Source organism: Actinomadura napierensis, assembly GCF_039529375.1.
Lineage (GTDB): Bacteria > Actinomycetota > Actinomycetes > Streptosporangiales > Streptosporangiaceae > Spirillospora > Spirillospora napierensis.
On the sequence record NZ_BAAAMR010000307.1, the window covers coordinates 328 to 714 of the forward strand.

General features: G+C 40.6%; 2 protein-coding genes. One reads left to right on the top strand and one right to left on the bottom strand.

What is annotated here, in order from left to right:
- Window positions 1-216: potassium transporter TrkG (locus ABD296_RS49610; protein ID WP_344285551.1), on the top strand; the 216-nt coding region annotated here is incomplete at its 5' end.
- Between the two features lie 40 nt (window positions 217-256).
- On the opposite strand, the gene ABD296_RS49615 is transcribed toward ABD296_RS49610, so the two are convergent.
- A complete protein-coding gene (locus ABD296_RS49615) occupies window positions 257-376 on the bottom strand; it encodes a phospholipase A (protein ID WP_344285558.1) in 120 nt (39 codons plus the stop codon).
- Between the last annotated feature and the right edge of the window lie 11 nt (window positions 377-387).

The following is a 387-nucleotide window of genomic DNA, read 5'->3' on the forward strand; positions in this document are numbered from 1 at the left end:
GCAGACTTTATGAACTTATTATTTCAAGTCGTTTCAGCAGCCTGTACGGTAGGCCTTTCTCCCGGTATCACGCCAGATTTACACAATGGTAGTTTATTTATTTTAAGCCTACTTATGTTTGCAGGCCGTTTAGGCCCCTTAACACTCGCCTATTTAATTGCTACTCCTAAAAAAAGCCGTCTCAAACATCCTCAAGCCAACATTCAAATTGGTTAATAAAAAAGCCGCTGTAAAAGCGGCATTTTATAGGTCAAACTTAGTACCAGTTCATGAGTGAAACACCCAAGCCGGCATAAGTTGCACGATGGTTATAGTCAATTAAGCTTTCACCATAACCATTAAATAATTGGAAGTGTCCGCGCAGCTTGCCACTAATCGAGAAAAACC